Annotated in this window: 13 protein-coding genes; 10 read left to right on the forward strand and 3 right to left on the reverse strand. The window is 55.0% G+C overall.

All coding sequences use genetic code 11. The annotated features are described in order from the left end of the window. Window positions 1-80: 80 nt before the first annotated feature. Genes tatA through tatD form a run of 4 tightly spaced genes read left to right on the forward strand, consistent with a single transcriptional unit; the run spans window position 81 to window position 2,458 of the window. Window positions 81-338 carry a Sec-independent protein translocase subunit TatA gene (gene tatA / locus ACQ3G7_RS23460; RefSeq protein ID WP_263098514.1) on the forward strand — a complete coding sequence of 86 codons (258 nt, stop codon included), beginning with the start codon at window positions 81-83 and terminating at the stop codon, window positions 336-338. A 3-nt stretch (window positions 339-341) separates the two neighbouring features. Then, window positions 342-866 (forward strand): Sec-independent protein translocase protein TatB, encoded by a 525-nt coding sequence (gene tatB, locus ACQ3G7_RS23465; RefSeq protein ID WP_430892566.1) that lies wholly within the window; start codon window positions 342-344, stop codon window positions 864-866. A gap of 2 nt (window positions 867-868) precedes the next feature. Beyond that, a complete protein-coding gene (gene tatC / locus ACQ3G7_RS23470) occupies window positions 869-1,633 on the forward strand; it encodes a Sec-independent protein translocase subunit TatC (protein ID WP_061499066.1) in 765 nt (254 codons plus the stop codon). 42 nt (window positions 1,634-1,675) lie between these two features. Further along, window positions 1,676-2,458: a 3'-5' ssDNA/RNA exonuclease TatD gene (gene tatD / locus ACQ3G7_RS23475; protein WP_430892568.1), complete on the forward strand. Its 783-nt coding sequence runs from the start codon at window positions 1,676-1,678 to the stop codon at window positions 2,456-2,458. 7 nt (window positions 2,459-2,465) lie between these two features. Here tatD and rfaH read toward each other — a convergent pair whose 3' ends face one another. Then, complete coding sequence (gene rfaH / locus ACQ3G7_RS23480; RefSeq protein ID WP_263098511.1) at window positions 2,466-2,954, reverse strand: transcription/translation regulatory transformer protein RfaH; 489 nt, start codon at window positions 2,952-2,954, stop codon at window positions 2,466-2,468. Between the two features lie 170 nt (window positions 2,955-3,124). Between rfaH and ubiD the strand changes: the two genes are divergently transcribed. Continuing rightward, entirely contained in the window at window positions 3,125-4,612 is a 1,488-nt protein-coding gene (ubiD, locus tag ACQ3G7_RS23485) for a 4-hydroxy-3-polyprenylbenzoate decarboxylase (RefSeq protein WP_263100994.1), read from the forward strand. An 18-nt stretch (window positions 4,613-4,630) separates the two neighbouring features. Continuing rightward, the gene (fre, locus tag ACQ3G7_RS23490) at window positions 4,631-5,332 is read left to right on the forward strand and encodes an NAD(P)H-flavin reductase (RefSeq protein ID WP_263098510.1); all 702 of its coding nucleotides are present in this window, start codon (window positions 4,631-4,633) and stop codon (window positions 5,330-5,332) included. A gap of 176 nt (window positions 5,333-5,508) precedes the next feature. On the opposite strand, the gene fadA is transcribed toward fre, so the two are convergent. Together fadA and fadB are read right to left on the reverse strand one after the other, a co-directional pair. Continuing rightward, window positions 5,509-6,672, reverse strand: coding sequence for an acetyl-CoA C-acyltransferase FadA (gene fadA / locus ACQ3G7_RS23495; RefSeq protein ID WP_430892571.1), 1,164 nt, complete (start codon window positions 6,670-6,672; stop codon window positions 5,509-5,511). Between the two features lie 9 nt (window positions 6,673-6,681). Beyond that, entirely contained in the window at window positions 6,682-8,871 is a 2,190-nt protein-coding gene (fadB, locus tag ACQ3G7_RS23500; RefSeq protein ID WP_430892573.1) for a fatty acid oxidation complex subunit alpha FadB, read from the reverse strand. 190 nt (window positions 8,872-9,061) lie between these two features. Here fadB and pepQ point away from each other — a divergent pair, with 190 nt between their 5' ends. From pepQ to hemG, 4 genes are read left to right on the forward strand one after another with little or no spacing between them, the layout of a single operon-like run. After that, window positions 9,062-10,393, forward strand: a complete 1,332-nt coding sequence (gene pepQ / locus ACQ3G7_RS23505) for a Xaa-Pro dipeptidase (protein ID WP_430892575.1) — start codon at window positions 9,062-9,064, stop codon at window positions 10,391-10,393. Then, window positions 10,393-11,007, forward strand: a complete 615-nt coding sequence (locus ACQ3G7_RS23510) for an IMPACT family protein (RefSeq protein WP_263098506.1) — start codon at window positions 10,393-10,395, stop codon at window positions 11,005-11,007. Before pepQ ends, ACQ3G7_RS23510 begins: the two co-directional genes overlap by 1 nt. A gap of 40 nt (window positions 11,008-11,047) precedes the next feature. Next, on the forward strand, window positions 11,048-12,499 hold the full coding sequence (gene trkH / locus ACQ3G7_RS23515; protein ID WP_263098505.1) for a Trk system potassium transporter TrkH: 1,452 nt from the start codon (window positions 11,048-11,050) through the stop codon (window positions 12,497-12,499). A 10-nt stretch (window positions 12,500-12,509) separates the two neighbouring features. Next, window positions 12,510-13,052: a menaquinone-dependent protoporphyrinogen IX dehydrogenase gene (gene hemG, locus ACQ3G7_RS23520; protein WP_263098504.1), complete on the forward strand. Its 543-nt coding sequence runs from the start codon at window positions 12,510-12,512 to the stop codon at window positions 13,050-13,052. The last annotated feature ends 104 nt before the right edge of the window (window positions 13,053-13,156 follow it).

The raw sequence follows: 13,156 nt of genomic DNA on the forward strand, positions 1-13,156 counted from the left end.
CAGGGTATACACATGCAGCCCAGGGGATAATGTGTATACTGGGGCCTGTTTTTAACATCATCTCTTACAGAGGACTGTGTATGGGTGGTATCAGTATTGGGCAGTTATTGATTATTGCGGTCATCGTCGTACTGCTGTTTGGTACGAAAAAGCTCGGTTCTATCGGTTCCGATCTTGGTAAGTCGATCAAAGGCTTTAAAAAAGCCATGAGCGACGATGACAAAGACGATAAGCAGGATCAATCCGCACAGGATGCAGATTTCACGGCGAAGTCTCTCTCTGAAAAGCCAGAGGACGCCAAAAAAGACGAAAAACGTCACGACAAAGAGCAGGTGTAACCCGTGTTCGATATAGGTTTTGGCGAACTGTTACTCGTATTTATAGTCGGTCTGGTGGTGCTGGGACCGCAGAGATTGCCCGTGGCGGTGCGTACGGTGGCAAGCTGGATCCGCACATTACGCTCGCTGGCAACCACCGTGCAGAACGAACTGACGCAGGAACTGAAGCTGCAGGAATTCCAGGAAAGCCTGAAAAAGGTGGAGAAAGCGAGTCTGGAAAACCTGACGCCGGAGTTAAAAGAGTCCATGGATGAACTGCGTCAGGCGGCAGAATCGATGAAGCGCTCTTATAGCGTTAACGATCCTGAAAAAGCGAGCGACGAAGCGCATACTATTCATCATCCGGTCGCGAAAGATAATGCCGCGCAGCATGAAGGCGTAACGCCTGCCGTCGCTGAACATCAGGCCAGCTCTCCGCAGCAAGCGCCCGACGAACAGGACGCGCAAAAAGCGTCGGTGGCGAAAACGGCGGTGAAAGAGGCTGTGCCGGTTTCTGACTCTCCTTCTTCTTCAAGTGATAAATCCTGAACATGGCTGTAGATGATACCCAACCGCTGATCGCCCATCTTATTGAGCTGCGTAAGCGCCTGTTGAACTGCATTATTGCCGTTATTGTGATTTTCCTCGCGCTGGTTTACTTCGCGAACGATATCTATCAACTGGTCTCCGCACCGCTGATCAAACAGATGCCGATGGGCGCGACCATGATCGCCACCGATGTGGCATCGCCGTTTTTTACGCCGATCAAACTGACGTTTATGGTCTCTTTGATCCTCTCTGCACCGGTAATTCTGTATCAGGTCTGGGCGTTTGTTGCGCCTGCACTGTATAAGCATGAACGTCGGCTGATCGTGCCGTTGCTGATCTCCAGCTCGCTGCTGTTTTACATTGGTATGGCATTCGCTTATTTCGTGGTGTTTCCACTGGCGTTTGGCTTCCTGACGCACACGGCGCCGGAAGGCGTGCTGGTTTCGACTGACATTGCGAGTTACCTCAATTTCGTCATGGCGCTGTTTATGGCGTTTGGTGTGTCGTTTGAGGTGCCGGTTGCCATAGTGCTGCTGTGCTGGATGGGGGTAACGACCCCGGCCGATCTGCGGCAAAAACGCCCGTACGTGCTGGTCGGCGCTTTTGTCGTGGGGATGTTGCTGACCCCGCCGGACGTCTTTTCGCAAACGCTGCTGGCAATACCGATGTACTGCCTGTTTGAAGTCGGGGTCTTTTTTGCACGCTTCTATGTCGGTAAGCGCCGCATACCTGATGAAGAAAGCGAAACAGAAACCAGTGAAGAGTAATTACCAGCCGCCCGTCAGGGCGGTTGTTGTATGGGGATACGCATGTTCGACATTGGAGTGAACCTGACCAGTTCACAATTTGCCAAAGACCGGGATGAAACCGTAGGGCGCGCGCAGGCGGCAGGGCTGGCGGGAATGCTGATCACCGGCACTAACCTGCATGAAAGCCAGCAAGCGCAACAACTGGCAAAGCGTTATCGTCACTGCTGGTCCACCGCCGGGGTGCATCCGCATGACAGCAGTGGCTGGACAGCGGAAACTGCCGATGCCATTCGTCAGCTTGCGGCATTACCTGAGGTGGTTGCTATTGGCGAATGTGGGCTGGATTTCAACCGCAATTTTTCCACGCCGCAGGAGCAGGAACACGCTTTTACCGCGCAGCTTGCACTGGCCGCCGAACTGGCGATGCCGGTGTTTTTGCATTGCCGCGATGCACATCAACGCTTCCTGACGCTGCTGGAGCCGTGGCTCGACAAGCTGCCTGGCGCGGTATTGCACTGTTTTACCGGTACGGCGCAGGAAGCGCAGGATTGTCTGGCGCGTGGGATGTACCTGGGCATTACCGGCTGGGTGTGCGATGAGCGCCGTGGGCTGGAGCTGCGCGATGTATTGCCGTTGATCCCCGCTGAGCGATTGTTTATTGAAACCGATGCGCCGTATTTGCTGCCGCGGGATCTTAAACCCAAACCGGCGTCACGGCGTAATGAGCCTGCCTTGCTGGGGCACATTCTTTCCACCGTGGCCGGGCTGCGCGGCGAAGATATTCGCTGGCTGGAGGCGGTAACGGATAACAATGTGAAGCGGCTCTTTGGCGTTGATTTTTAAGCCGGTGTCAGGCTTTGCGAAAGTCCGTGTTTTTGACGCTTTGCAGCACTTGCTTGTTGAGCAGATGCAGTAACAGCATCGAGCGGGCCTCGCCGTCCGGCTCTTTAAAGATTGCCTGTAAACCTTCGAGCGCGCCTTCGGTAATGACCACATCATCGCCGGGGTACGGCGTATCCGGGTCGGTTACCCCTTCTGGTTGATAGACCGCAAGCTGGTGGATCACCGACGAAGGCACTTTTGCCGGGTTCATGCCGAAGCGGACAAAGTGGCTGACGCCGCGTGTGGCGTTGATGGTTGTGGTATGGATCACTTCGGGATCAAATTCCACAAACAGATAGTTAGGGAACAGGGGTTCATTGACCATCGTCCGCTTGCCGCGAACGATTTTTTCCAGCGCGATCATGGGCGTCAGACAGCCCACCGCCTGACGTTCAAGATGTTCCTGGGCGCGCTGAAGCTGGCCTCGTTTGCAATACAGTAAATACCAGGATCGCATAATGATTCTTTTCCTTAAGTTCGGGCGCAAGAATACCAAAACAGCGGCCTGATGGCTAAGTTGATTATAACGTGTGGCATAAAACGTCGTTATAATTCACGCCGATTTAACAAAAATACAGCAACCACCTGGCGAACACCGTATAATGGAGCGCTGACCCGGAGGCGATAATACACCGCATGAAATACAACGACCTACGCGACTTTCTGACACTGCTCGAACAGCAGGGCGAACTGAAGCGCATTACGCTTCCGGTTGATCCTTACCTTGAAATGACAGAAATTGCCGATCGCACGCTGCGTGCCGGTGGGCCTGCATTGCTGTTTGAAAATCCGAAAGGTTATACGATGCCGGTGTTGTGCAACCTGTTTGGTACGCCGCGTCGTGTTGCGTTGGGCATGGGGCAGGATGATGTCAGCGCCCTGCGGGAAGTCGGCAAACTGCTGGCGTTCCTGAAAGAGCCTGAACCGCCAAAAGGTTTCCGCGATCTCTTCGATAAGCTTCCCCAGTTCAAACAAGTCCTGAATATGCCCACTAAGCGCCTGCGCGGCGCGCCCTGTCAGCAAAAAGTATTGCAAGGTGACGATGTCGACCTGACAAAAATCCCGATTATGCAGTGCTGGCCGGAAGATGCCGCACCGCTGATTACCTGGGGGCTGACGGTGACGCGCGGTCCGCATAAAGAGCGGCAAAACCTGGGCATTTATCGTCAGCAGTTAATCGGTAAAAACAAACTGATCATGCGCTGGCTCTCCCACCGCGGCGGCGCGCTTGATTTTCAGGAGTGGCAGGCGGCGCACCCGGGTGAGCGTTTCCCGGTTGCTGTGGCGCTGGGTGCCGATCCGGCGACCATTCTCGGCGCGGTGACGCCCGTGCCGGATACGCTGTCTGAATATGCTTTTGCCGGGCTGTTGCGCGGCACGAAGACCGAAGTCGTGAAATGCATCTCGAACGAGCTTGAAGTGCCCGCCAGTGCGGAAATTGTGCTGGAAGGCTATATTGAGCCTGGTGAGATGGCGGCGGAAGGTCCGTATGGCGATCACACCGGTTATTACAATGAAGTGGATAACTTCCCGGTGTTTACGGTTACGCATATTACCCGCCGCGAAGATGCGATTTATCACTCCACTTATACCGGACGGCCGCCGGATGAGCCTGCCGTACTGGGCGTGGCGCTGAACGAAGTGTTCGTGCCGATCCTGCAAAAACAGTTCCCGGAAATCGTTGATTTTTATCTGCCGCCGGAAGGGTGTTCATACCGCCTGGCGGTGGTCACGATGAAGAAGCAGTACGCGGGTCATGCGAAACGCGTCATGATGGGTGTCTGGTCATTCTTGCGCCAGTTTATGTACACCAAGTTTGTGATTGTGTGTGATGACGATGTTAACGCCCGCGACTGGAATGATGTTATCTGGGCGATTACCACCCGTATGGATCCCGCCCGGGATACTGTGCTGGTGGAAAACACGCCGATCGACTACCTGGATTTTGCCTCGCCGGTTTCCGGCCTTGGCTCAAAAATGGGACTGGATGCCACCAATAAATGGCCCGGCGAAACCCAACGCGAATGGGGACATCCTATCAAGAAGGACCCCGACGTGACGGCGAGAATCGACGCCATCTGGGATGAACTGGCCATACTAAATGCCGAAAAATAGACCCGACAGAGAGAGCGCATGACAACCTTAAGCTGTAAAGTGACCTCGGTAGATGCCATCACTGATACCGTATATCGCGTCCGTTTAGTGCCGGAAGCGGCGTTTTCTTTCCGCGCTGGCCAGTACTTGATGGTAGTGATGGATGAGCGAGATAAGCGCCCCTTCTCGATGGCCTCCACGCCGGATCAGCATGACTTTATCGAACTGCATATTGGCGCGTCCGAGTTAAATCTCTATGCCATGGCGGTAATGGATCGCATCCTGAAAGATCGCGAAATCGTGATCGATATTCCGCACGGCGATGCCTGGCTGCGTGATGACGAAGATCGTCCGATGGTTCTGATTGCAGGCGGCACCGGGTTCTCTTATGTGCGTTCTATTTTACTGACGTCACTGGCGAAAAATCCGAACCGCGACATCACCATTTACTGGGGCGGCCGCGAAGAAAAACACCTGTACGATTTGGCTGAGCTGGAAGCGTTAACCGTGACGCACCCGAATCTGCGCGTGGTGCCGGTCGTTGAGCAACCGCCTGAAGCGTGGCGCGGTCGTTCCGGAACGGTACTGGCGGCAGTACTGCAGGATTTTGGCTCGCTCGCAGAGCACGATATCTATATTGCCGGACGTTTTGAGATGGCGAAAATCGCCCGGGATCTGTTCTGCAATGAGCGCGGTGCGCGTGAAGATCGCCTGTTTGGCGATGCGTTTGCCTTTATCTGATCTGTCTTCGCCATTGTCGCCGCAGCGGCGTTGGCTGTGTGGCGGGTAACGGTAATAAAAAACCCGCCCCTGACAGGCGGGAAGAACGGCAACTAAATTTTCTTTCTTCGCATTCACCATGCCGGATAAGAGGCTTGCGCCGCCTTCCGGCATGGTCGTGATGACACAATCTGCGGTTATACGCGTTCAAACACGGTAGCGATCCCCTGACCCAGACCGATACACATCGTCACCAGACCAAACTGGGCGTCTTTACGTTCCATCAGGTTCAGCAACGTCGTGCTGATGCGTGTACCCGAGCAGCCCAGCGGGTGTCCGAGTGCGATAGCACCGCCATTGAGGTTAATCTTCTCGTCGATCTGCTCCATCAGCCCCAGGTCTTTAATGCACGGCAGGATCTGCGCAGCAAACGCTTCGTTCATCTCAAACAGGTCGATATCGCTGGTCGCCAGTCCGGCCTTTTTCAACGCCAGTTTGGAGGCCGGAACCGGGCCATAACCCATAATCGACGGATCGCAGCCGACCACCGCCATTGAACGTATGCGGGCGCGTGGCGTCAGCCCCAGCCCACGGGCGCGGCTTTCACTCATCACCAGCATCGCCGAGGCGCCATCCGATAGCGCAGAAGAAGTACCGGCGGTTACCGTACCGCTCACCGGATCAAAGGCAGGGCGTAAGGTAGAAAGGGCTTCAACGGTGGTTTCCGGGCGGATCACTTCGTCATAGTTAAACTGCTTCAGCACGCCATCTGCATCATGGCCTCCGGTCGGGATGATCTCCGTTTTGAACGCTCCGGATTGCGTGGCAGCCCAGGCGCGGGCATGAGAGCGGGCGGCGAAAGCATCCTGCATTTCACGGCTGATACCGTGCATACGAGACAGCATTTCGGCGGTTAGCCCCATCATCCCGGCGGCTTTCGCCACGTTACGGCTCATTCCAGGGTGGAAATCCACACCGTGGCTCATCGGGACGTGACCCATATGTTCAACACCGCCGACCAGGCACACTTGCGCATCGCCCGTCATGATCATGCGTGCGGCATCATGTAACGCCTGCATCGATGATCCACAGAGCCGGTTAACGGTGACGGCCGGGACCGAATGCGGGATTTCCGCCAGCAGTGCGGCATTACGGGCAATATTGAAACCCTGCTCCAGCGTTTGTTGTACGCAGCCCCAGTAAATATCATCGATAGCGGTGGCATCCAGCGCCGGGTTACGCGCCAGCAGGCTACGCATCAAGTGGGCGGAGAGATCTTCAGCGCGTACGTTGCGGAATGCGCCGCCTTTTGAACGGCCCATCGGGGTACGAATCGCATCGACAATGACAACCTGTTCCATTGTGACTCCTTAAGCCGTCTTCAGCTCGCCCACCGGGCGCGCAGGTTCAACTGTGGGGTAATAAGGCTCGTTGTGGCGCGCTTTTTCGCGCAGCCCTGCCGGGACTTCATACAGCGGCCCGAGGTGCTGATATTGCTGCGCCATGTCGAGATATTTCGCGCTGCCGATCGTATCCAGCCAGCGGAACGCGCCGCCATGGAACGGCGGGAAGCCGAGCCCGTATACCAGCGCCATATCGGCTTCGGCTGGGCTGGCGATAATGCCCTCTTCAAGGCAGCGCACCACTTCGTTCACCATCGGGATCATCATGCGGGCGATAATGTCGTCGTCGCTGAAATCCTGTCGGCCTTTGCTGATCTCCGCCAGCAGGGTATCCACCCCGGCGTCTTCTTCTTTCTTCGGCTTGCCTTTGCTGTCTTCTTTATAGCGCCAGAAACCGATGCCGTTTTTCTGCCCATAGCGGCTGGCGTCAAACAGCGCGTCGATCGCATCACGGTAATCTTTCTGCATACGCTGCGGGAAACCGGCCGCCATCACCGCCTGGGCGTGATGCGCGGTATCAATACCGACAACGTCCAGCAGATAGGCCGGGCCCATCGGCCAGCCGAACTGTTTTTCCATCACTTTGTCGACTTTGCGGAAGTCCGCGCCGTCGCGCAGCAACTGGCTAAAACCGGCGAAATAGGGGAACAGCACGCGGTTAACAAAGAAACCGGGGCAGTCATTGACCACAATCGGGGTTTTGCCCATTTTGCTGGCCCATGCCACCACTTTGGCGATGGTCTCATCCGCGGTTTTTTCACCGCGGATCACCTCGACCAGCGGCATGCGGTGCACCGGGTTAAAGAAGTGCATACCGCAGAAGTTTTCCGGGCGTTTTAGCACGCTTGCCAGTTCACTGATGGGAATGGTGGAGGTGTTCGACGCCAGCACGGTATCCGGGCGCACCTGGTCTTCGGTTTCCGCTAATACCGCTTTTTTCACTTTCGGGTTTTCAACAACCGCTTCCACCACCACATCGGCACGCTCAAAGCCGGCATAAGCCAGGGTTGGCTGGATGGTTGAAATCACGCCCGCCAGTTTCAGACCGTCGATCTTGCCGCGCTCAAGCTGTTTATTCAGCAATTTACCCGCTTCGCTCATGCCGAGTGCGAGCGACTTCTCATTGATATCTTTCATCAACACTGGCACGCCTTTCCACGCGGACTGATAGGCAATGCCGCCGCCCATGATGCCTGCGCCAAGTACCGCAGCCTGTTTGGGCGTTTCAATATTTTTGGTCAGTTTCTTCGCCTGACCTTTAACGTATTGGTCATTAAGGAAAATACCGACCAGCGCACGGGCTTCGTTGGTATGAGCCAGCGGAACAAAGCTCTGGTTTTCCAGTTTCAGTGCTTCATCCCGGCCAAATTTGGCTGCGGCTTCAATGGTTTTTACCGCCGTAATGGGGGCCGGATAGTGTTTGCCGGCGGTTTGCATCACCATGCCTTTGGCAATGGTAAAGCTCATGGCGGCTTCAATTTTGCTGAGTTTCAGCGGTTCCAGCTTCGGCTGACGTTTGGCTCTCCAGTCGAGATCGCCATTAATCGCCTGACGCAGGATGGCTACCGCGCCGTCACGCAGTTTCTCCGGCTTCACGATGCCATCTACCAGGCCAATCTTCAGTGCCTCTTCAGCACCGACATCTTTACCGGCAGCAATAATTTCTAATGCGCTATCTGCACCGAGCAGGCGCGGCATGCGGACGGAACCGCCAAAGCCCGGCATGATCCCCAGTTTGGTTTCCGGCAGACCGATGCGCAGGTCCGGCGTCGCCAGGCGATAGTCAGTCGCCAGCACGCATTCGCAGCCGCCGCCCAGCGCGTAGCCATTAACGGCGGAAAGCGTGGGCACTGGCAAATCTTCCAGCCGGTTAAAGACGCTATTGGCAAAATGCAGCCACTGGCTTAATTGCTCTGCCGGCACCAGGAATAGCGAAAGGAATTCGGTGATATCCGCGCCAACGATAAAGGCCGCTTTTTCGGAACGCAGCAGCAGCCCTTTTAAATCTGATTGCTTTTCCAGCACGTCCAGCGCTTCGCCGAGGCTGGCGACGGTAGCGGTATCAAGCTTATTCACTGAACCGGGAGCATCGAACACCAGTTCGGCGATGCCATCTTCCAGCCAGTTGAGGTACAGGTTATTGCCTTTGTAGAGCATGTCAGTCTCCTGAATCCAGCAAGGGATCTGGTCATACCAGATGAAACGGAGTGTGGTTTTTATGTTAACGAAATGCAAATAACTCATTAAATAATTGCTGGCGTGATCACGCTCGGTGGAAATCACCCAGCCGGAAGCAGGTGTGCTAAGATGCGAACACTTGAGGTCATAAAAAACAGAAGGAATAACGATGGACTCACTGGCGGCACTTTATAAAAATCATATTGTTACGCTACAGGAACGCACCCGTGATGTACTGGCGCGCTTCAAGCTCGACGCGTTGCTTATTCACTCCGGCGAGCTGTTTAACGTCTTTCTCGACGACCATCCTTATCCGTTTAAAGTGAATCCCCAGTTTAAGGCCTGGGTTCCGGTCACACAGGTGCCGAACTGCTGGCTGTTGGTCGATGGCGTGAATAAGCCGAAGCTGTGGTTCTATTTGCCGGTGGATTACTGGCATAACGTGGAACCCTTGCCAACCTCCTTCTGGACCGAAGAAGTCGATGTGATTGCGCTGCCGAAAGCCGATGGCATCGGTAGCTTGCTGCCTGCGGCGCGCGGCAACATTGCTTACATAGGGCCGGTGGCGGAGCGTGCACTGGGTCTGGATATCGCAGCCAGCAATATCAACCCGAAAGGGGTGATTGATTACCTGCATTATTACCGCGCCTACAAAACCGATTATGAACTGGCGTGTATGCGTGAAGCTCAGAAGACCGCTGTCATTGGTCACCGTGCCGCGCATGAAGCTTTCCAGTCCGGGATGAGCGAGTTTGATATCAACCTGGCGTATCTGACCGCTACCGGTCACCGCGACACCGATGTGCCGTACAGCAATATTGTGGCGCTGAACGAGCACGCCGCTGTGCTGCATTACACCCGGCTCGATCACCGCGCACCGGCGGAAATGCGCAGCTTCCTGCTGGATGCCGGCGCAGAGTACAACGGCTATGCCGCGGATTTGACGCGTACCTGGGCGGCGAACAGCGACACGGAGTATGCGCAACTGGTCAAAGACGTTAACGAAGAGCAACTGGCGCTGATTGCCACCATGAAAGCGGGCGTCAATTACGCCGACTACCATGTTCAGTTCCATCAGCGCATCGCCAAATTGCTGCGCCGTCATCACATCATCACTGATATCAGCGAAGAGGCGATGGTGGAGCAGGACATCACCGGGCCGTTTATGCCGCATGGTATCGGTCATCCGCTTGGTTTGCAGGTGCACGATGTTGCGGGCTTTATGCAGGATGACACCGGCACGCATCTGGCTGCGCCGTCGAAGTATCCTTACCTGCGCTGCACCCGCGTGATGCAGCCGCGTATGGTGGTGACCATTGAACCGGGTCTCTATTTTATTGAATCTCTGCTGGCGCCATGGCGCGAAGGCCCGCTCAGCAAGCACTTTAACTGGCAAAAAATCGATGCGTTGAAACCGTTTGGCGGCATTCGTATCGAAGATAATGTGGTTATTCACGAAAATAACATCGAAAACATGACGCGGGATCTGAAGCTGGCGTAATGGAGAGCTGGCTGATACCGGCTGCGCCGGTCACCTTTAGCGAGGAGATCAAAAAAAGCCGTTTTATTACGCTGTTGGCGCATACCGATGGCGTTGAGGCGGCGAAGGCGTTTGTCGATGCTGTCCGGGTGCTGCACCCGGATGCGCGTCATCACTGTGTGGCGTGGGTTGCGGGGCCGCCGGATGATTCGCAGCAGTTAGGGTTTTCTGACGATGGCGAACCGGCGGGCACGGCTGGTAAACCGATGCTCGCCCAGTTAATGGGCAGCGGCGTCGGCGAAATCACCGCAGTGGTGGTGCGTTATTATGGCGGTGTCTTGCTGGGGACCGGTGGTCTGGTAAAAGCTTACGGCGGTGGTGTGCAACAGGCGCTGAACCAGCTTACGACCATCCGCAAAATGCCGTTAACCGAATATACTTTGTGGTGTGATTACGCACAGCTGGCCGGAGTCGAAACGCTGCTTGGGCAATTTGAGGGGAAAATTGTCGCAAGCGAGTATCAGGCTTCCGTGCATCTGCGGGTGGCGCTTCCTCACAGCAGACTGGAGGCGTTTTCGGCAAGGCTTGCTGATTTTAGCCGTGGCGCATTGCAATTGTTAAAAACTGAAGAATAATCCCCTCCTGATTTTCTGAACACCTAAGGAAGCGGCAGAGATGCATTTTCGCGCCATAACCCGAATCGTTGGACTGCTGGTCATCCTCTTTTCCGGAACGATGATCTTACCTGGACTGGTAGCCCTTATTTACCGCGACGGTGCGGGGCGTGCATTTACCCAGACCTTTTTTGTGGCGTTGATGATTGGCTCCATACTGTGGTGGCCTAATCGTCGCGAGAAAGGGGAACTGAAATCCCGTGAAGGTTTCCTGATCGTCGTGCTGTTCTGGACGGTGTTGGGAAGCGTGGGGGCGTTGCCGTTTGTCTTTTCTGAAAGCCCCAGCCTGACGGTAACAGACGCATTTTTTGAATCCTTCTCTGGCCTGACGACCACAGGAGCAACAACGCTGGTCGGGCTGGATTCGCTGCCGCATGCCATCCTCTTTTATCGCCAGATGTTGCAGTGGTTTGGTGGGATGGGGATCATCGTGCTGGCCGTTGCGATACTGCCGATCCTCGGCGTCGGAGGGATGCAGCTCTACCGCGCCGAAATGCCAGGGCCGTTGAAAGACAATAAAATGCGCCCGCGGATCGCCGAAACGGCTAAGACCCTGTGGCTTATCTATGTCTTGCTGACAATCGCTTGCGCGGTGGCGCTGTGGTTTGCCGGTATGCCAGCCTTTGATGCTATCGGACATAGCTTTGCAACGATTGCCATTGGCGGTTTCTCCACGCACGATGCCAGCGTTGGCTATTTTAACAGTCCCACCATCAATACCATCATCGCCATCTTCTTACTGATCTCCGGCTGTAACTACGGCCTGCACTTCTCTTTGCTCAGCGGGCGCAGCCTGAAAGTTTACTGGCGCGATCCCGAATTCAGGATGTTTATCGGCGTACAGTTGACGCTGGTGGTGATTTGCACGGTGGTGCTGTGGTTCCACGATGTTTATAACTCGGCGGTGACCACCCTTAATCAGGCCTTTTTCCAGGTTGTCTCCATGGCGACCACCGCCGGATTCACCACTGACAGCATTGCGCGCTGGCCATTGTTCCTGCCGGTGCTATTGCTGTGCTCCGCTTTCATTGGCGGCTGTGCCGGTTCGACGGGGGGCGGGTTGAAGGTGATCCGTATTCTGTTGCTGTTTAAACAAGGGAACCGTGAGTTGAAGCGCCTGGTGCACCCGAATGCGGTTTACAGCATTAAGCTTGGTAACCGTGCGTTGCCGGAACGTATTCTGGAAGCCGTGTGGGGGTTTTTCTCGGCTTACGCGCTGGTGTTTATTGTCAGCATGCTGGCGATCATTGCCACCGGGGTGGATGATTTCTCTGCTTTTGCTTCGGTCGTGGCAACGCTGAACAACCTTGGGCCAGGACTGGGTGTTGTCGCGGACAACTTTGCCAGTATGAATCCGGTGGCGAAGTGGATCCTGATTGCGAATATGTTATTTGGTCGTCTGGAGGTCTTCACGCTGTTAGTGCTGTTTACCCCCACTTTCTGGCGTGAGTAAGGAGCCTTACGTGAAAACATTGATTCTCTTTTCCACCCGGGATGGGCAAACCCGGGAAATCGCCTCTTATATTGCTTCCGAGTTGAAAGAGCTCGGCACCGATACCGATGTGGTGAATTTGAACCGTGCGGAAGAGATAGACTGGGATCAGTATGAGCGGGTAGTGATTGGTGCGTCGATTCGCTATGGACACTATCATCCGGCGCTGGAACGTTTTGTGAAAAAACATCTACAGAGACTGAATTCACTGCCGAGCGCGTTCTATTCCGTTAACCTCGTCGCCCGCAAACCCGAGAAGAGCTCGCCGCAGACCAATAGCTACACCCGCAAGTTTTTACTCGCGTCGCCATGGCAACCGGACGAGTGCGCTGTGTTTGCCGGCGCGTTACGTTATCCGCATTATCGCTGGTATGACCGTCTGATGATCCAACTGATTATGAAGATGACAGGCGGCGAGACCAATCCGACGAAAGAAGTGGTGTATACGGACTGGCAGCAAGTCGCGAGTTTTGCCCGTGAAATCGCTCACTTAAACCGCAAATCGTCCGTTTAACCGACGTTGCGACGGAAAAATAAGCGAACGAAAACTTTTTTGAAATTTATGCTTGTCAGCCGGAATTAACTCCCTATAATGCGCCTCCACTGACACGGCACAAT

It is taken from the genome of Kosakonia sp. N21 (assembly GCF_050587465.1).
Lineage (GTDB): Bacteria > Pseudomonadota > Gammaproteobacteria > Enterobacterales > Enterobacteriaceae.

Excerpts from the sequence above, each read along its gene's own strand:
- pepQ (WP_430892575.1), top strand. The coding sequence starts at position 9,062 with ATGGACTCACTGGCGGCACTTTATAAAAATCATATTGTTACGCTACAG.
- rfaH (WP_263098511.1), bottom strand. The coding sequence starts at position 2,954 with ATGCGATCCTGGTATTTACTGTATTGCAAACGAGGCCAGCTTCAGCGC.
- tatC (WP_061499066.1), top strand. The coding sequence starts at position 869 with ATGGCTGTAGATGATACCCAACCGCTGATCGCCCATCTTATTGAGCTG.
- tatD (WP_430892568.1), top strand. The coding sequence starts at position 1,676 with ATGTTCGACATTGGAGTGAACCTGACCAGTTCACAATTTGCCAAAGAC.
- fadB (WP_430892573.1), bottom strand. The coding sequence starts at position 8,871 with ATGCTCTACAAAGGCAATAACCTGTACCTCAACTGGCTGGAAGATGGC.
- fre (WP_263098510.1), top strand. The coding sequence starts at position 4,631 with ATGACAACCTTAAGCTGTAAAGTGACCTCGGTAGATGCCATCACTGAT.
- trkH (WP_263098505.1), top strand. The coding sequence starts at position 11,048 with ATGCATTTTCGCGCCATAACCCGAATCGTTGGACTGCTGGTCATCCTC.
- tatA (WP_263098514.1), top strand. The coding sequence starts at position 81 with ATGGGTGGTATCAGTATTGGGCAGTTATTGATTATTGCGGTCATCGTC.
- ACQ3G7_RS23510 (WP_263098506.1), top strand. The coding sequence starts at position 10,393 with ATGGAGAGCTGGCTGATACCGGCTGCGCCGGTCACCTTTAGCGAGGAG.
- fadA (WP_430892571.1), bottom strand. The coding sequence starts at position 6,672 with ATGGAACAGGTTGTCATTGTCGATGCGATTCGTACCCCGATGGGCCGT.